The organism is Pseudomonas sp. Irchel 3A7 (genome assembly GCF_900187565.1).
GTDB lineage: Bacteria > Pseudomonadota > Gammaproteobacteria > Pseudomonadales > Pseudomonadaceae > Aquipseudomonas.
Genome location: NZ_FYED01000005.1, coordinates 328,880 through 350,456 on the forward strand (window position 1 = coordinate 328,880; position 21,577 = coordinate 350,456).

A 21,577-nucleotide genomic window follows, 5' to 3' on the forward strand; every position below is an offset into this window, starting at 1 on the left:
AAGCGTGATCAGCGGCAGGCCCCGTTCATCCAGGTGAATGGGGCTTTTGTGTGTAAAAAAGAATGCTTCTCGAAAACCCACGGCATAATGCGCGCCGTGACGATTATTTTTAAACGAACAAGGCGAGCGACGTGTTGAAGAAAACCCTGTTCCAGTTGCACTGGTTTTTCGGCATCAGCGCCGGACTGGTCCTGGCCCTGATGGGCATCACCGGGGCGACGGTCTCGTTTGAGGATGAAATCCTCTACGCACTGAACCCTTCTGTGTTGCAGGTGCAGAAGCAGGTTGCAGGCGTATTGCCGCCTGCTGAACTGGTCGAAAAAATCGAAGCAACCACCGGCAAAAAAGTCGCGATGCTCTCGGTGGACATCGACAGCGACATCGCCGCACGCGTGTTCTTCACCCCGCCTCCCGGGGAGCGCCGGGGGCAAATGCGCTTCTTCGATCCGTACACCGCCGAACTGATGGGCGACGCTACCGGCCAGCAATTCTTCGGCCTGATGCTGCAACTGCACCGCTTCCTCGCCATGGGCGACACCGGCCGGCAGATCACCGGCGCCTGTACGCTGATCCTCGTGTTCTTCTGCCTCTCCGGCCTGTACCTGCGCTGGCCTCGCCAGTGGAAAAGCTGGCGCACCTGGCTGACCCTCGACTGGAAGAAAAAAGGTCGCAGCTTCAACTGGGACCTGCATTCGGTTGCCGGCACCTGGTGCCTGGTGTTTTACCTCTTTTCCGCGCTGACCGGGTTGTTCTGGTCCTACGAGTGGTACAGCAAGGGCCTGACCCAATTGCTCTCCGACTCGCCGCAGAGCGAGCGCGTCCGCGCGCGCGGTCCGGCGCCAAGCGGCCCGGCCCCGACAGCCGATTACTCGGCGATGTGGAGCAGCATCTACAGCGCTGCCGGTCCCGACCTGAGCTTCTACAACACCCGTATGCCACCGGTGGCCGGGCAACCGGCGACTGTTTACTACCTGTTGAAAGACTCGCCCCACGACCGCGCACTGAACCAGATCACCCTCGACCCGGTCACCGGCGTGATCAAACGGCATGACCGCTACAGCGACAAGAGCTTCAAGGCGCAACTGCTGGCCAGCATTTATGCACTGCACGTCGGCAGTTACTTCGGCCTTGGCGGGCGAATCATCCTGACGATCACCGCCCTGACCATGCCGCTATTCTTCATCACCGGCTGGCTGCTGTACCTCGATCGCCGCCGCAAAAAACGCCAGATCAAGGATGCCCGCAAAGGCCTCGCACAACCAGGCAACGACGCCCCGGCGTGGCTGATCGGCTTCGCCAGCCAAAGCGGGTTCGCCGAGCAACTGGCGTGGCAGACGGCCGGCCAGTTGCAAGCCGCCGGCCTGCCGGTGAAGGTGCAGCCGCTGGCGAGTGTCAGCGAGCAGGACCTGCGTGACTCGAACAACGCGCTGTTCGTGGTCAGCACCTTCGGCGACGGCGAAGCGCCGGACAGCGCCCGTGGCTTCGAGCGCAAGGTACTGGGCCGGGCGTTGAGCCTGGAGAGCCTGAACTACGCCGTGCTCGGCCTCGGTGACCGGCAGTATCAACACTTCTGCGGATTTGCCCGACGCCTGCACACCTGGCTGGGTGAACACGGCGGCAAGACCCTGTTTGCCCCGGTGGAAGTCGACAGCGGCGACCCTTACGCCTTGCGTCACTGGCAACAGCAACTGGGCCTGTTGACCGGCCAGGCGCCCGTGGAGACCTGGCAGGCGCCGAGCTACGACAACTGGACCCTGAGCCGCCGTGAATTGCTCAACCCTGACAGCAGTGGTTCGGCTGTCTATCTGCTGGGGCTCACCGCACCGACCACCAGCAGTTGGCTGGCCGGTGACCTGGTGGAAGTGCTGCCGCGCAATTGCCCTTGGGCGATCGAACATTTCCTCGATGGTTTAGGGGTCGACGGTCGGGCCGCCATTACACTCGATGGTTTGTCGCAACCACTGGAACAAGCCCTCGCCAGCCGTCAGCTGCCCGAGAACCGCAGCCATCTGGTCGGTCTGCACGCGCAAGCGCTGGTGGAGGCCCTTGTACCGCTGGCCATGCGCGAATACTCCATCGCCTCGATTGCCGCTGACGGCATCCTGGAACTGATCGTGCGCCAGGAGCTGCATCCGGATGGCCGCCTGGGTGTCGGCTCCGGCTGGCTCACCGAACACGCGCCGGTGGGCAGCAGCATCAGCCTGCGGGTTCGACGCAACAGCAGTTTCCATCTGCCCAACGAAGCGCTGCCGATGATCCTGATCGGCAATGGCACCGGCCTGGCCGGACTGCGCAGTCTGCTCAAGGCGCGGATTGCCGATGGCCAGCAACGTCAGTGGCTGGTGTTCGGCGAGCGCAATCGGGAACACGATTACCTGTGTCGCGACGAGCTGGAAGAGTGGTTGATTTCCGGCGATCTGCAGCGTCTGGACCTGGCGTTTTCCCGGGATCAAGCGCAGAAGATCTACGTGCAGGATCGCCTGCGTGAATCAGCGACTGAACTGAAGAAATGGCTGGCGGATGGCGCCGTGATCTACATTTGCGGCAGCTTGCAGGGGATGGCCGCCGGAGTCGATGAAGTGCTCAAGGACGTGCTCGGTGCCGCCGAAGTGGAACGCCTGATCGAACAGGGCCGCTACCGCCGCGACGTTTACTGATAAAGCTGAATATTGATGAAAGATCGTTCCCACGCGTGGGAACGATCGAACTTGCAATACGGCGAGACATTAATTTCAAGGCAACTTGTTTTAATCGTTGTCCGTCGCTCGACTTACTGCATTGAGCCGTGCACTTATATCTTCCAGTTGTTTGCCTACAGGGCATTGAACCCTAGAGCAATTGTTGTTCAGGCGGCACATCTCGTTGCAGTCCATTACCTTCTGACTCCCTGCCGTATCAACTATACATTGATCGCTGGTGCCACTTCTGTAGACCCCGTTCCGATCATTGTCTTTCCCAAAAAAAACACATAGCACCGTCCCCCCACCAATCGGATTTATATTGCAATAATAACCACCGACCAGCCCCCACCCACCGTTGCATAAGCCTGCATCCGTTTGGTTGGCATAGACGTTTTTACAGGTTGCAATAAAGAGCACAAAAAAGAGCAACGAGGCAATGAACTTCCATAGTTTTTTTTGTTGTTCCATTATCAATTTCATTATTAGCCACTCAGTTAGATTGAGAAATTAATCCTAAATAAAAACCACAAAAAAACACCTATCACAAACAACAAACACTTCACACCAATCAATTCAAAACTTTACTTACTTGTTCCGACGCCATGCCAACACATACGCAGAGATAGCTCTTTGATTTAACTGTTACTGAGAAAAAGTGCGCCCCCTTCCCGAAGGCCCAGATGCTGATCCATCAGACCGCGTCCAATGTCCGATCAAACACGCTGACCCCATCCAGATCCCGCAACACCACACTCAGCGCACCCGTCAGCCCATCGATATTCACCTCACCAAAGAACTGAAACCCGGCAAACGGCGAAGTGTTTTGCGCCGGCGGTGCTTTGTGGAACACCACGGCAGGGCCGAAGGTTTTATCCAGCTGGTCAGGTCCGAAGCTTCCGGCATTCAATGGACCGGCGACAAACTCCCAGAACGGTTCGAAGTCCTGAAACGCCGCACGGTCCGGGTGATAGTGGTGCGCCGCGCAATAGTGCACATCCGCCGTCAGGAACACGAAATTGCGCACCTGCTGTGCCCGCAGGAAACCCAGCAGCTCGGCGATTTCCAGCTCGCGTCCCTGGGCCGGTCCCGGATCGCCATTGGCTACCGCATCCCAACGCTCGATTCCGGGGCTGACTTCGCCATCCGGTACACCAAGGCCGATCGGCATGTCGGCGGCGATGACTTTCCATTGTGCAGTGGAGGCTTTCAGCGACGCCTTCAGCCAGTCCAGTTGTTCGCGCCCGAGGAAAGGTTTGGCGTCGCCCAGGTTATCGTCATTAGCGCCGCGATAACTGCGCATGTCGAGTACGAACACATCGAGCATCGGCCCATAACCGAACCGGCGATAAACCCGTCCGTGACCATCGCCCCCCTGTAATCGCATCGGTGCGTACTCGAGCCAGGCTTGACGCCCGCGGTCCACCAGGCTGTGGATATCTTTGCTGTTGTAGCGCTCATCCAATTGCTTGCCTGGCGACCAGTTGTTCACCACCTCGTGGTCGTCCCACTGCCAGATCTGCGGCACCTCGGCGTTGAAGCGGCGAATGTTTTCGTCCATCAGGTTGTAGCGGTAATTACCCCGGTAATCGTCGAGCGTCTCGGCAACTTTGCTCTTGGCCTCGCTGGTGAGGTTGCGCCACACCCGGCCGCTCTCGGTGGTGAGCTGCGCAGGTATGGGACCGTCAGCGTAGATGCTGTCGCCGCTGTGGATAAAGAAGTCCGGCAGACGCAAACGCATGGCTTCGTAGATGCGCATACCGCCGATGTCAGGGTTGATGCCGAAGCCCTGACCGGCCGTGTCACCGCTCCAGACGAAACGGATGTCGCGGCGGGTCTGGGGCACGCTACGCAAATGCCCGAACCAGGGCTCGCTGGCGACACCGCTTCGGGCATCCTCAAATTGCACACGATAGAAAATTGCCTGATCGGCGGGTAGTCCGGTGAGTTCGACTCGAGCGGTGAAGTCGGTGCGGGCATCGGCCAGGGGCGAAACGAATCGCCGTGGGTTGGAAAACAGGCTGCGGGTGTCCCATTCCACCATCATCCGCGCCGGACGATCACAGCGGCTCCAGATGATCGCGCGGTCACCGAGCACGTCGCCCGATTGCACACCGTCGGTGAGTTGCGGTCGATCCTTGAGCGAAGCGATCACCGCCGGCGCCAGCCCCGGCAACAACAGCCCGGCACCGACCGCTTGCATGACTCGACGGCGACCAAGGTCGAATTCGCTCATTGTTGTTCTCCCTGGAATAGGAAAACTGAAGTACGTCAAACGCGGTCCCTGTGGGAGCGAGCCTGCTCGCGAAGCGTCGTGTCAGTCTACTTCTACTTTACAGGCAGACCGCTTTCGCGAGCAGGCTCGCTCCCACAAGGGGGCTGTATCAGGCGCTGACGGGTTCTACCGCCAACTCCACCACTTCAGGCCGTTTGACCAGCGCATACACCACCGCCGTCAACAAGCTCCCTGCCACAATCGCCAGCAAATACAGCAGTGCATGATTGATCGCATTCGGGATCAGCATCACGAACAAACCGCCATGGGGTGCCATCAGCTTGCAGCCGAAATACATCGACAACGCGCCGGTCAACGCACCGCCGGCGATGCTCGCCGGGATCACTCGCAACGGGTCCTTGGCGGCAAACGGAATCGCGCCTTCTGAGATGAAACACAAACCCAGCACCAACGCTGCCTTACCGGCCTCGCGTTCAGTTTGCGCAAACTTGCGCCGGGCGATGAACGTGGCGATCCCGAGGCCAATCGGCGGCACCATGCCCGCCGCCATGGTCGCGGCCATCGGTGCATAACTCTGCGACGCCAGCAGCCCGACCGAAAAGGCATACGCTGCCTTGTTGATCGGCCCGCCAAGGTCCACGCACATCATCCCGCCCAGCAGCACGCCAAGCAGAATCGCGTTGGTGGTGCCCATGCTGTCGAGGAAGTGCGTGAGCCCTGCGAGCATCCCGGCCACCGGCTTGCCGACCACGTAGATCATCACCAGACCGGTGAACAAACTGGCCAGCAGCGGGATGATCAGGATCGGTTTCAGCGCTTCGAGGCTTTGCGGCAACCGCGCATAACGATTGATCGCCTGGGCCGCGTAACCGGCAATGAAACCGGCAATGATCCCGCCGATAAAACCGGCGCCCAGGGTGCTCGCCAGCAGGCCACCGATCATCCCCGGCGCGAGACCCGGACGGTCGGCAATCGAATAGGCGATGTAGCCCGCCAGCAGCGGCACCATCAACTTGAACGCCGTGTCGCCACCGATTTGCATCAACGCCGCCGCCAGCGTCCCTTCTTCCTTGAACGCGGTGATGCCGAACACGAACGACAAGGCGATCATCAGGCCGCCCGCCACCACCATCGGCAACATGAACGACACACCGGTCAGCAGGTGTTTGTAGACCCCGGTCTTTTCTTGCTTCGCCGGGCCTTTGGCACCGTCCGCTGCACTTTCCTGCGTGCCTTCGGCCAATGCTTTGTTCAGCGTCGCTTCGGCCTGCTTGAGAGCAATGCCAGTGCCGCAGCGATAGATTTTCTTGCCGGCAAAACGCTCGGTGGCGACTTCGATATCCGCCGCCAGCAGCACCACGTCGGCATCGGCAATCGCTTGTGCACTCAGGGGATTGCGCGCACCAACGGAGCCCTGGGTTTCCACCTGCAGGTCATAGCCCAGGCGCTTGGCCGCTTGTTGCAAGGCTTCGGCGGCCATGAAGGTGTGGGCGACCCCGGTCGGGCACGCGGTGATCGCCACCAGGCGCGGTGCATTTTGTGGGGCGCTTACAGGCTCGGCGGGGGCTTCAGGCGCGATATAAATCTGCGCCTCGTCGGCGCCACGTCGCAGCACCGCCTCCACATCCTGCAGGGCTTGCGCCGGTGTGCTTTGAAAAACGCGTTTGCCGATAAATCGCGACATCTCCACCGGCGCGCTGGTGACCAGCAACACCCACTCGGCGGCTTCAATCGTGGCCGCCGACATTTGCCGCTCCGGATGCGCCGCATCGCTGACTTCGACACTGGTGCTCCAACCCTGACGCTGGGCCGCCGCATCAAGCAAACGGGCGCACAGCACACTGGTGACCATGCCGTTGGGGCAGGCAGTAACAATGGCTAACTTCATGACCAACCCTCTTATTGTTCTGTCAGGGGACGCACGCGTACACCCTGTTCGAGCTGCGCCAGGTGCGCCGCATCGCCAATGCCGAAACCGATCTGGGTGACCGCCATCGCGGCAATCGCCGTGGCGGTGCGCAAGGTCTGCTCGGGTGTGTCGGCACTGAGCAAACCGTGAAGCATGCCCGCCAGCAACGAGTCACCCGCGCCCACCGTACTGGCGACGCTGACCCTGGGCGGCGTGGCATGCAGCGCCGAGCCGACACTGAACCAATTCACGCCCTCGGCGCCGTGGGAAATCACCACATGTTCGATACCTTGAGCGTGCAAGCGGTTCGCCACTTCGGCCTGGGCCAGGACCGAAACCACCTCGCCACCCAACACTTCGGCCAGCTCTTCGGTGTTGGGTTTGATCAGCCATGGACCGGCCTTGAGCGCCGCGGCCAAGGCCTCGCCACTGGTATCGAGGGCAACGTTCAAACCGAGGTTTTTCAAGCGCAGGATCAAGGCCTGCAACCACTGCGGGCTGACGCCTTGCGGCAAGCTTCCCGCGACAACGACGGCGTCATGCAACGGTGCAATCTGATCAAGCCGATCGAGCAACGCTTGCTGCGCCGCGGCACTGACCAGTGGCCCCGGACCGTTGAGGTCGGTGATGCGGCCGTCGCTTTCCGCCAGCTTTATATTGCTGCGGGTCTCACCGGGCACACGAATGAACGCGTCGACAAAACCGCGCTTGGCGAACAGGGTTTCGAACGCCTGCAGGTTGTCCTCGCCGAGGAAACCGCTGACTGTCAGCTGATGCCCGAGGTCGGCCAGCACCTGCGCCACGTTCACGCCTTTGCCGGCGGCGTGTGTGTGCATGGCGTCGCTGCGGTTGACCTGACCGGGTTCCAAGCGCGGTAACTGCACGGTGAGGTCCAGCGCCGGATTGAGGGTCAGGGTCAGAATCTTGGCCATTACAGGGCCTCCACTAATGCGCGCACTTCATTGGCGCTGCCTACGGCGAGTGCCGCTTGGGCGAGGGTTTGGGTTTGGCTGAGGCTCAGTTCGCGAATCCGCGCCTTGACCTCGGCGATGCTGCGCCCGCCCACGCTCAGCTCATCCACGCCCAGCCCGACCAGCACCGGCACCGCCAGCGGATCGGCCGCCAGCTCACCGCACACGCCAACCCATTTGCCATGGGCATGGGCCGCGCGCACGGTGATGTCGATCAGTTGCAGCACTGCCGGGTGCAAGCCATCGGCCTGGGCCGACAAGGTCGGATGACCACGGTCGATAGCCAGGGTGTATTGGGTCAGGTCGTTGGTGCCGACGCTGAAGAAGTCGACCTCTTTGGCCAACACCGGCGCCAGCAATGCCGCCGACGGCACTTCGATCATGATGCCCAGTTGCAGGTCCGCGACCGGGATTTCCAGGCGCAGGCGTTCGGTCATGTCCCGCGCCTGGCGCCACTCGTCAACGCTGCCGACCATGGGGAACATGATGCGCAGCGGACGGTTGTCGGCGGCCCGCAGCAGGGCGCGCAACTGCGCTTCCATGATCTGCGGCCGTTGCAGGGTCAAGCGAATGCCACGCACGCCAAGGAACGGGTTTTCTTCCTTGGCGATCGGCCAATAGGGCAGCGGTTTGTCACCGCCAACATCGAGGGTACGCACCACCAGCGGCCGCCCGGCGAGGCCATCGAGTACGCGGCGGTATTCAGCTTCCTGGGTGGCTTCGTCCGGCGCTTGCGGGTGGGCCATGAAAATCAGTTCGGTGCGCAGCAGGCCGATGCCTTCGGCGCCCTGCTCCACCGCGCCGGTCACACCGGCGCTTTCACCAATGTTGGCGAACACTTCGACGGCATGTCCGTCGGTGGTCAATGCCGGTAGATGACGTTGTTCGGCGGCAGCTTTCAGGCGTTGTTCGCGGGTGTCGCGTTCTTCGGTGGCGCGCTGCAAGGTTGTCGCATCAGCATCCACATGCAAACGACCGCGTTGGCCATCGAGCAGCAATGGAGTGCCTGGCGCCAGCAGCAATACCGCCGCACCGGCGCCGACCAGTGCCGGAATACCCAAGGCCCGGGCGACGATGGCGCTGTGGGCAGTGGCGCCACCACGGGCGGTAAGGATGCCGGCAACTCGGGTCGGATCAAGACGCGCCACGTCGGACGGACCGACTTCGTCCATCACCAGAATGTACGGCTGTTCGGGTTCGCTCGGCGTTTCGACACCACACAACTGTGCCAGCACGCGGCGACCGATATCACGCAAATCGGCGGCGCGCTCGGCGAGCAAGGCATCCTGCAACGATTCCTGTTGTCGAGCGGCGGCTTCGATCACCGACATCCACGCTGCCTCGGCGCTTTCGCCCTGCTTGAGGCGGGTGTCGACTTCATCGGTCAGTTCCGGGTCGTCGAGCATTTCCTGATGGGTGACGAAAATCTCGCGAATCGCCTTGGCCTTGCTGCGTTCGATCAAGCCGCCAATGTCGCTTCGCACATCCGCAAGCGCCTGCTTGAGGCGGTCGCGCTCGATGGCCGCGGACTGACCGCGCAGCGGATAATCAATGTTTTGCAGCACTTGAATGTGTGCCGGGCCGATCGCAATGCCCGGTGCCGCAGCAATGGCCTGCACCAGCGTGCCGGACGCCGGTGCCAGCAACACCTCGGCGACTTCGACGACTTCTTCCCGTGGCTGGCTCACCGCTGGCAATGGCTCGACTTCTTCACCCAGACCTTCTTCGATGGCGGCCAACAACGCAGGCAATGCATCGGCGGCGATGCTCGGCTCGGCGATGATTTCCAGCACCTGACCACGTCGGGCACCCAGGCTGAGCAGCTTGCTCAAGCTCTTCACCGACACCGCGCTGTCCTGGCTCTCGACGATGCGGATGCGAATCTCACCCTCAAAGCTTTTCGCCAGTTGCGCGAGGATTTTCGCCGGCCGCGCATGCAAACCGTGGGCGTTGGCCAGCGCAATGCGTGCACTCGGCCAATCAGCCGGCAATTCACCGCCGAGCACCTCCAGCACTGCGCGGCAGCTGGTGGCGCGGCCCAATTCATGGCCGCGACCTTCAATCAGCAATGCACAAAGGCGTTCGAGCAGGGCTTGATGGGCTTCACCCAGGCTGGCCAGACAGAACAAACCGCTCAGCGGCTGACCGAGGTAGCGCAATGGTTTATCCGGAGTGACGAAGGCCAATCCCGGGCGTTTCACAGTTTGCTCGCTGTGCAACCACCACAGGCCGTCACCCAGTGGCAACGCTTCGACCTGCTGCAGCACGGCGGAAAAACCATTGCTGACGCAGTCGGCCTGGCGCAGCAGGCGTGCGCCGCGCCAAACCAGCTCTTCAAAGTCTTCGGCGGCAACGCCCAGGCCGATCATTTGCGCATCCAGCGCCAGTTCTTGCGGCGCACCTTGCAGCAGTTTCAGCAAGGCTTCGGCAGAACTGGCGCGACGCAAGGCCTGGCCCAGATCGGTTTCGCCAAGGGCGCGGGTCAGCAATTGCAACAGGCGCAGGTGTTCATCGGATTTGGCGGCGATCCCGATCGCCAGGTACACGATCTGCCCATCGCCCCAGTCCACGCCATCGGGGAACTGCATCAAGCGCACCCCCGTGGTGAACACCTGATCGCGGGTTTGCGGCGTACCGTGGGGAATGGCAATACCTTGACCGAGAAAGGTCGAGCCCTGGGCTTCGCGTGCCTGCAAACCGGCGAGGTAACCGTCGGCGACCAGGCCATCGGCAACCAGATGACGGGCCAGCAACTGCAAGGCTTCGGACTTATCCACAGCCGACTGGCCCATGGATATCTGCTCTACAGTGAGTTCGAGCATGCTTTCTCCTTTTTGGCGCTTGTCGGCACCAGGTATTGTTTTGAGTGATTCAGCTTACGCGCTTGTCCGAAGACAGCATTTGGCGGTTTTGCGGCAGAACCGACCAAAGGCATCAATATGGTAGCAAATACGCTTGCTGAAACGTTTAATCTAGAATGATTGGCACGTTACTCCATAATTTCTTTCTCTTGAAGTCCAATTGTCGGATGCGCCACGACAATGGTCGACTGCCTGAATCGGGTAGGATTGACGAAAATGTCGGGCATGCTCGAAAAAACAAGGAATCAGCGGGTTGAAACTCAGTGATATCGCCCAGTTGGCCGGTGTGTCCGTTACCACCGCCAGCTATGTCATCAATGGCAAGGCCGAACAGCAACGCATCAGCAGTGCCACCGTCGAGCGCGTGCGCGCGGTGGTCGACCAGCACGGCTTCACGCCCAACCCCCAGGCCGCCGGGCTGCGCAGTCGCCACACCCGCACCCTGGGTTTCATACTGCCGGACCTGGAAAACCCCAGCTACGCGCGAATTGCCAAGTTGCTGGAGCAAGGGGCACGGGCTCGCGGCTATCAGTTGCTGATCGCCAGCTCCGACGATGCGCCGGACAGCGAACGGCAATTGCTGAAGCTGTTCCGCGCCCGGCGCTGCGATGCGCTGATCGTCGCCAGTTGCCTGCCGCCCGGCGATGACAGCTATCGCCAATTGCAGGCCAAAGGCATCCCTATCATTGCGATCGACCGGGTCATGGAGCCGGAACATTTCTGCTCGGTGATCAGCGACGACCGCGAAGCCAGTCTGCAATTGACCCGCAGCCTGCTCGACCCGCTGCCCAAGCAGATCGCCTTGATCGGCGCCCGCCCGGAACTGAGCATCAGCCAGGAACGGGCCGCAGGTTTCAGGGAAGCGCTGGTCGGGTACGACGGTGAAATATTGATCGAACAGGGCGAATCGTTCAGCCGTGAATGCGGCAGACAGTTGATGGAAGAACTGCTCCAGCGTGTCGGGCATTTGCCCGAGGCGTTGGTGACCACTTCTTACGTACTACTCCAGGGCGTGTTCGATGCCTTGCATGACTTCCCGCTGAAATCCCGTCCATTGCGCCTCGGCACGTTTGGCGACACCCAGTTGCTGGACTTCCTGCCGTTGCCGGTCAATGCCATGGCCCAGCAGCATCAGTTGATTGCCGACAAAGCCCTGGCGCTGGCCCTGGCCGCCATCGAGCAGTCCGATTACCAACCCGGCGTGCAAGCCATTGCGCGCACCTTCAAGCAACGCATTCGCCAGGACTGAACCGTGGAGTTGATCGACACCCACACCCACCTGGATTTTCCGGACTTCGACGCCGATCGACAGGTGTTGATGACCGAAAGCCGCACCCTCGGGGTGCGGCGGATGGTGGTATTGGGGGTTTATCAGGGCAATTGGCAGCGGGTCTGGGACCTGGTGCAAAGTGATCCCGACCTGCATGCCGCGTTCGGTTTGCACCCTGTCTATCTGGACGATCATCGCCCTGAACATCTGACGGAACTCGGGGATTGGTTGACCCGGCTGTACGGTCATCGACAACTGTGCGCGGTGGGTGAAATCGGCCTGGACTACTTCATCGAAACCCTCGACCGTGAACGCCAGCAAGCGCTGTTCGACGCACAACTGCAACTGGCGGCAGACTTCAATCTGCCGGCACTGATTCACGTACGGCGCAGCCACGCGGCAGTGATTGCCACGCTCAAACGGTTTCGCCTGAAACGTGCCGGCATCATCCACGCCTTTGCCGGCAGTCGCGAAGAAGCCCGGGAATACATCAAGCTTGGTTTCAAACTTGGCCTGGGCGGCGCCGCCACCTGGCCGCAGGCACTGCGCATGCACCGCGTTCTGGCCGAGTTGCCGCTGGACTCGGTGGTACTGGAAACCGACTCGCCGGACATGGCGCCCGCCATGTTTCCCGGCCAGCGCAACAGCCCGGCGCACTTGCCGGCGATCTGCGCGGCGCTGGCCGACATCATGGCGGTCAGCCCCGAACGGCTGGCCGCCGTCAGCACCGCCAATGCCTGCGAAGTGTTCAACTGGCAGTAACCGATAACCCAAAACACTGGTGGGAGCGAGCCTGCTCGCGAAGGCGGCGAGTCAGTCAACGATCAAGTCGACTGAAATACCGCTTTCGCGAGCAGGCTCGCTCCCACATTTTTATCGCGGTGCCTGTTAAACCCGAAACGCGCTGATCAGTTGTTTGAGCTCCACCACCTGCGCCGACAACGCGCGGCTGGCATCTTCGGTCTGGTGCGCACCTTCGGCGGTGCGCTCACCGGCGCGGTTGATCTCGACGATGTTTTGGTCGATGTCGTGGGCCACGGCGGTTTGCTGTTCCACGGCGGCAGCGATCTGCTGGTTCTGGTCGACGATCATGCCCACCGCGCCAAGAATATTTTCCAGCGCCTGCTGGACCTTTTCCGACTGGCCGACGGTGCCGTTCGCCATCTCATGGCTCACACCCATCGCCTTCACGGCAGCGCCGACTCCGCCGTGGAGTTTGGCGATCATCTGCTCGATTTCTTCGGTCGATTGCTGGGTACGCTTGGCCAGTGTCCGGACCTCGTCCGCCACCACCGCGAATCCACGCCCCTGCTCTCCCGCCCGGGCCGCTTCGATTGCGGCATTGAGCGCCAACAGGTTGGTCTGTTCGGCAATACTCTTGATCACTTCCAGCACACGACTGATGGACTGGCTGTCACTGGCCAGTTGATTGATCACCAGCACCGATTGATCGATCTCGCTGGCCAGCGCGGCGATGCTGCCCTGCTGGGATTGCACCAGCCCGCGACCGCTGATGGTTTCGTCGTTGACGCTGTGGGCACTGTTGACCGCGGCGGCGGCACTGCGCGCGACCTCCAGGGATGTGGCGGACATCTGGTTCATCGCCGTGGCAACCTGCTCGATCTGCGTACGCTGCCCGGCCACGGCCTGGTTGCTTTGCGCGGAGACGTTCTCCACCTGACCGGCCTGGCGCTCGACCTCGCTCACGGTCTGCCCCACACGCTCGATCAGGTCATGGATTTTCTTCACGGTGCCGTTGAACACCTCACCCAACTCGCCCAGTTCATCACGGCTGTTGGCGCTGAAAGTGACGGTCATGTCGCCAGCCGCCACCTTGTCCATCACCCCGCCAAGGCGCTTGAGCGTGGTGCGGGTCGAAGCGTAGAAGCCGCCATACAAGTAAAAAATCAATACAAATACCACCGACAGCGCGACGGCCTGCAAGATCATGTGGGTTTGGTTCTGCTCCAGACGGTGCTGTAACTGAGTGCCGAGAAATTTAAGAGTGGCTTCGTTGAGCTGGTAGGTCTGGTCCATCAGGACCGTGACCTGATCGTAAAAGGCCTGCCACGGCGCATCCAGCGTATCGGCCATCACCACTTGCTCTTCGAACAGCTCACTGGCCTTTTTCAGTGACAGCTTGCTGCTATCGGCCTGAGCCGCCAGGGTTTCACCCGCGGCTTTGCTGGAGGCCAGTACGTCCTGCAATTTCAACCCATATTCGGCCTGGAGTTTTTCGATCTGCGCCAACAGCTCATCGAAACGGGTGCTCGACGATGAATTGAGAAAGCCCTGCCCCAACGAATATGAACCCATCGCCCGACCGTCCCCCACAAGTTGGGTGACGGCCGGGGTGATATTGGTGATGAGTTCAGTCAACTGGCGCATGTCGCTCTGCGTATCGCGACTCAAACCTGCCTGACTGGCGATGATCTGGCTGAAAATCTGTGCGCTGCCCAGCAGTTTTCCGATCAAGGCACTTTTGCTTTGCAGCGAGCTTTCCGTTTGCTGTGCCTTGAAAGCGGCGATCATTTCATCGCGTTTACCATCAAAAACGGCGATTTGCTCCGGGTCGGTGGTCATCGCCGACAGGCCCTGCAAACGGCTTAAGACGCTTTGCCCCAGCGTACCGATCTGCGCCTCGACATTGCCGGCCTTACCGGACTGACCGAGGGCGACATTGATCTGCACCAGGTTGTTCAGGGTTTCCAGATCGCGCCGTAGTGTCAGGCTGCTGCCCAACAGGTCCAGGCTCTGCAGTTCGACCCGGGTGCCCTGGAATTCGCGATAGGAATCACGCACCAGATAGAAGTTGGTCACCAGCATCGGCACCAGGAACAGAACACTGATCAGGCTGAACTTCATGCCGAAGCTCAGGCGATTCATCAGCGCGACGGCGGGATAGAGCAAGCTCTTCACTGGAAGTCTCCCTTGATTTCTTATTTTTATTGGCAGGCGCAGCTCGACAGCAGATAGCCACTATTGGGCGCTATCTCTATATAGCTCAAATCAGGGGAGTGTTTTGTAACTTAAGGTTAACGGCAAAAGATCGCAGCCAGTAGGAGCTGTCGCAGGCTGCGATCTTTTGATCTTGATCTATTCCATCAGGGCAACACAGTCCATAACGCAAACCCTGCATACCAGAGCACCGCCGCCCGCAACAGCAACTCCCAGATCCGGTCGAGGTTGATGATGCCTTCAGGCCCGACCACCGGGGCCGGGATTTCGGCGGCCACCAGCCCGGCCTTCTCGATCAGTTGGGCCGCACTGATGTTCCAGTTCAGCAGCTCGTGCAACATTACCCGGCTGACCGAGACAAAGTTGCCGACCAAGGCAAAACTCGCCGCCAGCAAACGTACCGGCACCCAATCGAAGGCGTGGCGCAGTTGCGCAGCGCGTTCGACCACAGCAGGGTTTTGCCCGTGCTCTTCAGCCAGTGCCAGCAGCCGGTAGCTCAGGGCGGCGACCGGCCCCAACAGGAAGTACCAGAAAATCACCGCGAAGAAGCTCTGGTAAGCCTCCCACAACAAATGCCCTTCGACTCTCTCCAGCAGTTGCTCGCCGCTGTCGGCGCAGATATCGAGGTCGCGTTTGGCGACGTGGGCCGCGGCTTGCAGGTCTTCCCGACGCCAGGCATCGCGAAATGGCCCCAGACCGCCCAGCAGATCACCACGCCCCAGGCTGTAAATCACCACCAGCAGGTGCACCGGCAATGCCAACAGACCGTAGGCCACCGGGTCCAGCACCAGCAACAGCAAACCCAACAACGCGACCGGTAACAGCACCAGCACGACCAGAACCAGCCATGGACTTTTTGCCAGACGCGGGCTGGATTCAAGCTTGTGCAACTCGCGCACCCAACCGCCATCTCGCTGAATCTGATGGCGCAACGCCGAGAACTTCTCGATCCATACCGCCAGCAGCAACACCAGAAAACTCATTGTTTCTCCTCTTTTTCCAGCACGCCTTTCGCCAGGGCCGCACGATAGCGTGCCCAGTCGAACGCCGGTCCCGGATCGGTCTTGCGCCCGGGCGCGATGTCGCTGTGCCCGCAGATACGTTGTGGCGTGATGGCGGTGAAGGCGCTTTGCAGCTGCCGGGTCAGGGCAATCAACGCATCGTACTGAGCATCGGTGAATGGCAGATCATCCGTGCCTTCAAGCTCGATGCCCACGGAAAAATCGTTACAGGTTTCCCGCCCCTCGAAACTCGAAACCCCTGCGTGCCAGGCACGCTCAAGGCAAGAGACAAACTGGGTGACGGTGCCGTCTCGCTCGATCAAAAAGTGCGCAGATACCCGCAGGTCGGCAATCCCCTCAAAGTAAGGGTGCTCCGTGACATCCAGACGATTCTGGAAAAACGCCTGCACCTTGCCGGTGGCGAATTGCGCCGGCGGCAAGCTGATGTTGTGGATCACCAGCAGGGAAACTTCGCCCGTGGGGCGCGCATTGAAGTTGGGCGAAGGACACAAATGTACGTCCTGACACCAACCGCTCGCGGGGTCCAACTGCATACCGATTCCTTCAACGACGATTGTGTTGGTGCCCAGTATGCCGTGATAGCCCCTCTGGAGGCGATCACTTGCCGCGATTGAGACGCAACGGACCGTCGTCGGTTCGCGGGAATCGACCAAATACAGGCTCCGCAGCGCGCGGAACGTCGCGGATGCCTTGGGTTGCCTGGCACCATGGCCCTATAATCGGGCCACTTTGTTTGTGGAGCCCGTTATGCCGAATCTACGTCTCGCCGATTTGACCGCCGAAATCGAAGCCAACGTGCGCCGTGCGTTGCTCGAAGACGTCGGCAGCGGCGACATCACCGCGCAATTGATCCCGACCGAACGCCTGGCCAAAGCCACCATCATTACCCGCGACGCCGCTGTCATCTGTGGTACCGCCTGGGTGGATACCGTGTTTCGGCAACTGGACCCGCGAGTGGCGGTGCACTGGCAAGTCGCCGATGGTGAACGGGTCAAACCCAACCAAGTGCTGTTCCACCTCGAAGGGCCGGCCCGCTCGCTGCTGACCGGTGAACGTAGCGCGCTGAACTTCCTGCAACTATTGTCCGGCGTGGCCACTCGCGCCCAATACCTGGCGGACTTCGTGGCCCAGACTCAGGTGAAGTTGCTCGACACCCGTAAAACCTTGCCGGGGCTGCGTCTGGCGCAAAAGTACGCAGTGACCTGTGGCGGTTGCCACAACCACCGCATTGGCCTTTATGACGCCTTCCTGATCAAGGAAAACCATATCGCCGCTTGCGGCGGCATCTCGCAGGCCATCGCCGCGGCACACAAAATCGCACCGGGCAAACCGGTGGAGATCGAAGTGGAAAGCCTGGTTGAGCTCAAAGAGGCGCTGGCGGCCGGTGCCGATATCATCATGCTTGACGAATTGAGCCTGGATGACATGCGCGAAGCCGTACGCCTGAACGACGGCAAGGCAAAGCTGGAGGCCAGTGGCGGAATCAACGAAAGCACCTTGCTGCCCATCGCCGAAACCGGTGTTGATTACATTTCCATTGGTGCGATGACCAAGGATGTGAAGGCTGTGGATCTGTCGATGCGTTTGAGTCTATGAGAGAAGCAGCTACAAGCCTCAAGCGGCAAGCTGACTTGCTTTGACTTGTAGCTTGCCGCTTGAAGCTTGAAGCTGCTCTCAAACCACCAGATTGTTCATCTCGCAGTACTCTTCCCACTCGACGCCCAATATCTCTGCCGCTTCCTTGTGCAGCTTCAGGCGCTCGGCCTCGTATTCTTCCGGGGTGGTGGTGTACTTGAGGGTCAGCTCCCACGGCTGTAACCCCTGGGCTTCTGCTTCATCCTCGAACGCCCACTGGATCTGGTCTTTCTGATCATCGGCTGGCAAGTCCTTGATCTCGTCCATCAATTCGGGTGCGTCCAGCACATACTTCTTCAGGGCTTCTTCGTGTCTGGCTTCTTGAGTCAATTCTTTAACGGTCATGGCGTTCTCGTTGATCTGGGGAATGGAAGATGGATCTGGATCATCAAGGATCTCTCTGACGCAAAAAACCGTTAGAAGCCCGGTTTATCTGGCCTTCAGGACCATTCTGGATCATCTGAAAACTGCTGGGCGAAGCTCATGCAGGCTCCGAATATAGGATGTTTGTCGGACGATTTACACGACTCTTTACATCAACCCCACAAAAAACTCACTTTCCGTCAGAGGTGCCTGGGAACATAAGTCAAAACGCCAAGTCATAGCGATGTGCCATATGGCACTTCACAAGGAACCTCAGTGATGCGCCGTTTTTCGAAGCTTTCGTCTGCTTTGTCCGCAACCACAATGACTGCCCTCTTGGGTGCCATGGCCCTTTCAGGAACCGCTCTGGCGGGAATTGAACTGAGTAATAGCAGCACGTATCCCAGCGATAAAATTACCGCCATTCACAGCGAGTTCGGCAAAGACGTGCTGATCAAATCAGATGTCGACGTTGGCGATCTGAAAAAAATGCAAGACACCCTCAGCGATCAGGCGCGCCAGATCGAAGAACTCAAGCGCAGCAGCGGATCCAGTTCCAGCTCCAGCAGCAAGGAGATCGAGGAACTCAAGCGCACGATCAACGAGCAGGAACGCGATCTGGATAATCTCGGCAAACAAGTGGAAGAGCTCAAGCGCAACAACGGCTCCAGCTCAAGCTCGAACACCAGCGAGATCTCGAACCTCAAGCGGGAAGTCAGCGATCAGGATCGCGAAATGGATCAGCTCAAACGCACTGTCGAGGAGTTGAGCAGAAAAGTGAAATGAGGTGCAGCGTGGTGCCCGAGACAGGAATCGAACCTGCGACCTTCGCGTTACGAGTGCGCTGCTCTACCGACTGAGCTACACGGGCTGTGGGCTAAACCTAGCATCACGTAGCGATACCGGCAACTTCAGCCAGCACCTCAGTTCTTCCCGTATAAAAAAGGCCCCGCAGTTTTCACTGCGGGGCCTTTTTGCAACGTTGTAGCAGACAGGCTGGAGGCGTGATTAAACGCCCGAAGCCTTGGCTGCTGCCACGTCCTTGATGGACAGCTTGATACGGCCGCGGTTGTCCACGTCCAGTACCAGCACTTCCACTTCCTGGCCTTCCTTCAGGATGTCGGTCACTTTCTCAACGCGAGCGTCGCTCAGCATCGAGATGTGAACCAGACCGTCCTTGCCAGGCAGGATGTTGACGAATGCGCCGAAGTCGACGATACGCTCAACCTTACCGACGTAGATCTTGCCGATCTCGGCCTCGGCGGTGATGCCCAGAACGCGCTGACGTGCAGCTTCAGCCGCTTCCTTGGTTTCGCCGAAGATCTTGATCGAACCGTCGTCTTCGATGTCGATCGAAGCCTTGGTCTCTTCACAGATCGCACGAATGGTCGCGCCGCCTTTACCGATGACATCACGGATTTTGTCGGTGTCGATTTTCATCGCGATCATGGTCGGTGCGTTGGCCGACAGCTCGGTACGCGACTGACCAATAATCTGGTTCATCTGACCGAGGATGTTCAGGCGCGCTTCCAGGGCTTGGCCCAGGGCGATTTCCATGATCTCTTCGGTGATGCCCTTGATCTTGATGTCCATCTGCAGCGCGGTAACACCTTTGGCGGTACCGGCTACCTTGAAGTCCATGTCGCCCAGGTGGTCTTCGTCACCCAGGATGTCGGTCAGGACGGCGAACTTCTCGCCTTCTTTAACCAGGCCCATGGCGATACCGGCAACCGGTGCCTTCATCGGTACACCGGCGTCCATCAGCGCCAGGGAAGCACCGCAAACCGAAGCCATGGAGCTGGAACCGTTGGATTCGGTGATTTCCGATACAACACGGATGGTGTACGGGAACACGTCAGCGGCTGGCAGCATGGCCTGAACCGAACGACGGGCCAGACGACCGTGACCGATTTCGCGACGACCGGCGCCACCCATGCGACCACACTCGCCCACCGAGAACGGAGGGAAGTTGTAGTGCAGCATGAACGGGTCTTTTTTCTCGCCTTCCAGAGTGTCCAGCAGTTGTGCGTCACGGGCGGTGCCCAGCGTCGCGACTACCAGAGCCTGGGTTTCGCCACGGGTGAACAGCGCCGAACCGTGGGTCTTCGGCAGAACGCCGACTTCGATGTTCAGCGGACGAACGGTGCGAGTGTCGCGACCGTCAATACGTGGCTTGCCGTTTACGATGTTTTCGCGAACGGTACGGTATTCGATTTCACCGAATGCCGCTTTGACGTCAGCAGCGGAAGGCTGGCCTTCTTCGCCGGACAGCTTGGCAACCACTTGATCCTTCAGCTCGCCCAGGCGAGCGTAACGGTCGGCCTTGACGGTGATGGTGTAAGCCTGGGAGATCGCTTCGCCGAACTCGGCACGGATGGCGCCCAGCAGTTCGGTGGCTTCGGCTTGCGGTGCCCAGGTCCAGGTTGGCTTGGCAGCTTCGGCAGCCAGCTCTTTGACGGCCTGGATCACGGCCTGGAACTCATCGTGTGCAAACAGTACGGCGCCCAGCATCTGGTCTTCGGTCAGCACTTTGGCTTCCGATTCAACCATCAGAACAGCTTCGGAAGTACCGGCAACGACCATGTCCAGGCTCGAAGCAGCCAGTTGCTCGTAAGTCGGGTTCAGCAGGTAGCCGGTGCTTTCGTGGAAGGCAACGCGGGCAGCGCCGATCGGACCATCGAAAGGAATGCCGGAGATGGCCAGGGCAGCCGAAGTACCGATCATCGCAGCGATGTCCGGATCGGTCTTCTTGCTGGTGGAAACGACGGTGCAGACAACCTGCACTTCGTTCATGAAGCCTTCAGGGAACAGCGGACGGATCGGACGGTCGATCAGTCGGGAAGTCAGGGTTTCTTTCTCGGAAGGACGGCCTTCACGCTTGAAGAAACCGCCAGGGATCTTACCGGCAGCGTAAGTCTTTTCCTGGTAGTGAACAGACAAAGGGAAGAAACCCTTGCCTGGATCGGCTTGTTTGGCACCGACTACGGTCACCAATACGCTGACGTCGTCGTCAACGGTGACCAATACTGCGCCGGAGGCCTGACGGGCGATACGGCCAGTCTCGAGGGTAACGGTCGACTGACCGAACTGGAATTTTTTGATTACCGGGTTCACGGTGTCCTACCTTCTTTTGTGGCTCTTGGGGAAACTGGTTTCTTGCGAAATTCTTGGGCAATGTCGGGAATCGGCCCAACGCCTGTCCAGGGGTAAAGCGTGTGTCCAGATAAAACTTGAGGCTGGGAGCCTGCCATGCGCCCGCGGGAAACCCGCTGATGCATGACAGACAACCAACCTCTAGCGCAATCGCTGATTAGCGACGCAGACCCAGGCGACCGATCAGAGCGCTGTAACGGCTCACGTCTTTGCCTTTCAGGTAGTCCAGCAGCTTGCGACGCTGGTTAACCATGCGGATCAGACCACGACGGGAGTGGTGATCTTTACCGTTGGCCTTGAAGTGACCTTGCAGTTTGTTGATGTTGGCGGTCAGCAGTGCAACTTGCACTTCTGGCGAACCAGTATCACCAACAGCTTGCTGGTAGTCGGTAACGATTTGAGCTTTTTCTTCAACGCTGAGAGCCATGAGGCAATCCTTTTATCAGGAAACTGTTTCAGAGAAACAGCTTCAACAGGCCAGGGACAAATCCCTGTATCTAAAAAAGAGTAGTGACCGTGCC

General features: G+C 59.8%; 16 protein-coding genes and 1 tRNA gene. 5 read left to right on the forward strand and 12 right to left on the reverse strand.

Features of this window, described 5'->3' with window-relative positions; all coding sequences use genetic code 11:
• Positions 1-131 precede the first annotated feature (131 nt).
• Positions 132-2,657 carry a sulfite reductase flavoprotein subunit alpha gene (locus CKW21_RS10950; protein WP_095193978.1) on the forward strand — a complete coding sequence of 842 codons (2,526 nt, stop codon included), beginning with the start codon at positions 132-134 and terminating at the stop codon, positions 2,655-2,657.
• Positions 2,658-2,747: 90 nt separating this feature from the next.
• Here the strand turns inward: CKW21_RS10950 and CKW21_RS10955 are convergent, their stop codons facing one another.
• The 5 genes from CKW21_RS10955 to ptsP all read right to left on the reverse strand — a co-directional run bounded on the left by CKW21_RS10955 (position 2,748) and on the right by ptsP (position 10,616).
• Entirely contained in the window at positions 2,748-3,149 is a 402-nt protein-coding gene (locus CKW21_RS10955) for a hypothetical protein (RefSeq protein WP_095193979.1), read from the reverse strand.
• Between the two features lie 223 nt (positions 3,150-3,372).
• Positions 3,373-4,914 carry an alkaline phosphatase gene (locus CKW21_RS10960; RefSeq protein ID WP_095193980.1) on the reverse strand — a complete coding sequence of 514 codons (1,542 nt, stop codon included), beginning with the start codon at positions 4,912-4,914 and terminating at the stop codon, positions 3,373-3,375.
• 148 nt (positions 4,915-5,062) lie between these two features.
• Positions 5,063-6,802, reverse strand: a complete 1,740-nt coding sequence (locus CKW21_RS10965) for a PTS fructose-like transporter subunit IIB (RefSeq protein ID WP_095193981.1) — start codon at positions 6,800-6,802, stop codon at positions 5,063-5,065.
• An 11-nt stretch (positions 6,803-6,813) separates the two neighbouring features.
• The gene (pfkB, locus tag CKW21_RS10970) at positions 6,814-7,755 is read right to left on the reverse strand and encodes a 1-phosphofructokinase (RefSeq protein ID WP_095193982.1); all 942 of its coding nucleotides are present in this window, start codon (positions 7,753-7,755) and stop codon (positions 6,814-6,816) included.
• Positions 7,755-10,616: a phosphoenolpyruvate--protein phosphotransferase gene (ptsP, locus tag CKW21_RS10975; protein ID WP_095193983.1), complete on the reverse strand. Its 2,862-nt coding sequence runs from the start codon at positions 10,614-10,616 to the stop codon at positions 7,755-7,757. Before ptsP ends, pfkB begins: the two co-directional genes overlap by 1 nt.
• Positions 10,617-10,908: 292 nt before the next feature.
• Between ptsP and cra the strand changes: the two genes are divergently transcribed.
• On the forward strand, positions 10,909-11,904 hold the full coding sequence (gene cra, locus CKW21_RS10980; protein ID WP_095193984.1) for a catabolite repressor/activator: 996 nt from the start codon (positions 10,909-10,911) through the stop codon (positions 11,902-11,904).
• A gap of 3 nt (positions 11,905-11,907) precedes the next feature.
• A complete protein-coding gene (locus CKW21_RS10985) occupies positions 11,908-12,687 on the forward strand; it encodes a TatD family hydrolase (protein ID WP_095193985.1) in 780 nt (259 codons plus the stop codon).
• A gap of 126 nt (positions 12,688-12,813) precedes the next feature.
• Here CKW21_RS10985 and CKW21_RS10990 read toward each other — a convergent pair whose 3' ends face one another.
• The 3 genes from CKW21_RS10990 to ampD all read right to left on the reverse strand — a co-directional run bounded on the left by CKW21_RS10990 (position 12,814) and on the right by ampD (position 16,438).
• A complete protein-coding gene (locus CKW21_RS10990; protein ID WP_095193986.1) occupies positions 12,814-14,844 on the reverse strand; it encodes a methyl-accepting chemotaxis protein in 2,031 nt (676 codons plus the stop codon).
• Between the two features lie 185 nt (positions 14,845-15,029).
• On the reverse strand, positions 15,030-15,866 hold the full coding sequence (gene ampE / locus CKW21_RS10995) for a regulatory signaling modulator protein AmpE (RefSeq protein WP_095193987.1): 837 nt from the start codon (positions 15,864-15,866) through the stop codon (positions 15,030-15,032).
• The gene (gene ampD / locus CKW21_RS11000; RefSeq protein ID WP_095193988.1) at positions 15,863-16,438 is read right to left on the reverse strand and encodes a 1,6-anhydro-N-acetylmuramyl-L-alanine amidase AmpD; all 576 of its coding nucleotides are present in this window, start codon (positions 16,436-16,438) and stop codon (positions 15,863-15,865) included. Before ampD ends, ampE begins: the two co-directional genes overlap by 4 nt.
• Positions 16,439-16,652: 214 nt before the next feature.
• Between ampD and nadC the strand changes: the two genes are divergently transcribed.
• Positions 16,653-17,501: a carboxylating nicotinate-nucleotide diphosphorylase gene (nadC, locus tag CKW21_RS11005; protein WP_095193989.1), complete on the forward strand. Its 849-nt coding sequence runs from the start codon at positions 16,653-16,655 to the stop codon at positions 17,499-17,501.
• A 78-nt stretch (positions 17,502-17,579) separates the two neighbouring features.
• Here nadC and CKW21_RS11010 read toward each other — a convergent pair whose 3' ends face one another.
• A complete protein-coding gene (locus CKW21_RS11010) occupies positions 17,580-17,885 on the reverse strand; it encodes a DUF6388 family protein (protein WP_095193990.1) in 306 nt (101 codons plus the stop codon).
• A gap of 297 nt (positions 17,886-18,182) precedes the next feature.
• Here CKW21_RS11010 and CKW21_RS11015 point away from each other — a divergent pair, with 297 nt between their 5' ends.
• Entirely contained in the window at positions 18,183-18,689 is a 507-nt protein-coding gene (locus tag CKW21_RS11015) for a hypothetical protein (protein ID WP_095193991.1), read from the forward strand.
• 9 nt (positions 18,690-18,698) lie between these two features.
• On the opposite strand, the gene CKW21_RS11020 is transcribed toward CKW21_RS11015, so the two are convergent.
• The 3 genes from CKW21_RS11020 to rpsO form a co-directional block, all read right to left on the reverse strand.
• Positions 18,699-18,774: transfer RNA gene (locus CKW21_RS11020), tRNA-Thr, on the reverse strand.
• Between the two features lie 137 nt (positions 18,775-18,911).
• On the reverse strand, positions 18,912-21,017 hold the full coding sequence (gene pnp / locus CKW21_RS11025; RefSeq protein WP_095193992.1) for a polyribonucleotide nucleotidyltransferase: 2,106 nt from the start codon (positions 21,015-21,017) through the stop codon (positions 18,912-18,914).
• A 196-nt stretch (positions 21,018-21,213) separates the two neighbouring features.
• Positions 21,214-21,483, reverse strand: coding sequence for a 30S ribosomal protein S15 (rpsO, locus tag CKW21_RS11030; RefSeq protein ID WP_002555121.1), 270 nt, complete (start codon positions 21,481-21,483; stop codon positions 21,214-21,216).
• Positions 21,484-21,577: the final 94 nt, after the last annotated feature.

Excerpts from the sequence above, each read along its gene's own strand:
- CKW21_RS10955 (WP_095193979.1), bottom strand. The coding sequence starts at position 3,149 with ATGGAACAACAAAAAAAACTATGGAAGTTCATTGCCTCGTTGCTCTTT.
- CKW21_RS10960 (WP_095193980.1), bottom strand. The coding sequence starts at position 4,914 with ATGAGCGAATTCGACCTTGGTCGCCGTCGAGTCATGCAAGCGGTCGGT.
- CKW21_RS10965 (WP_095193981.1), bottom strand. The coding sequence starts at position 6,802 with ATGAAGTTAGCCATTGTTACTGCCTGCCCCAACGGCATGGTCACCAGT.
- pfkB (WP_095193982.1), bottom strand. The coding sequence starts at position 7,755 with ATGGCCAAGATTCTGACCCTGACCCTCAATCCGGCGCTGGACCTCACC.
- ptsP (WP_095193983.1), bottom strand. The coding sequence starts at position 10,616 with ATGCTCGAACTCACTGTAGAGCAGATATCCATGGGCCAGTCGGCTGTG.
- ampE (WP_095193987.1), bottom strand. The coding sequence starts at position 15,866 with ATGAGTTTTCTGGTGTTGCTGCTGGCGGTATGGATCGAGAAGTTCTCG.
- ampD (WP_095193988.1), bottom strand. The coding sequence starts at position 16,438 with ATGCAGTTGGACCCCGCGAGCGGTTGGTGTCAGGACGTACATTTGTGT.
- nadC (WP_095193989.1), top strand. The coding sequence starts at position 16,653 with ATGCCGAATCTACGTCTCGCCGATTTGACCGCCGAAATCGAAGCCAAC.
- CKW21_RS11010 (WP_095193990.1), bottom strand. The coding sequence starts at position 17,885 with ATGACCGTTAAAGAATTGACTCAAGAAGCCAGACACGAAGAAGCCCTG.
- CKW21_RS11015 (WP_095193991.1), top strand. The coding sequence starts at position 18,183 with ATGCGCCGTTTTTCGAAGCTTTCGTCTGCTTTGTCCGCAACCACAATG.
- rpsO (WP_002555121.1), bottom strand. The coding sequence starts at position 21,483 with ATGGCTCTCAGCGTTGAAGAAAAAGCTCAAATCGTTACCGACTACCAG.